Annotated in this window: 1 pseudogene; it reads right to left on the bottom strand. The window is 36.7% G+C overall.

Annotated elements, in window-relative coordinates:
- Positions 1 to 207: pseudogene (locus DYY66_RS13285) on the bottom strand (sugar ABC transporter permease); the annotation flags it as partial.

The raw sequence follows: 207 nt of genomic DNA on the forward strand, positions 1-207 counted from the left end.
TCCCAATGATACCGCAAAAACAAATGAAACTATTGTAACAACAATTACCCGTATGTAATCAACGCCCATTTGATACAAAAGATTTGGAGTCTGGGAAAGATAGACAGCCCATTGGGAGTGAGGTACCGACAATATTACGTGAATTGAAGAGTATCCGATAAAAATAAGAAATATCCATGCTATTGCAGTTCCAATGTATTTTCCTGT

The organism is Candidatus Nitrosotalea sp. FS (genome assembly GCF_011319475.1).
Lineage (GTDB): Archaea > Thermoproteota > Nitrososphaeria > Nitrososphaerales > Nitrosopumilaceae > Nitrosotalea.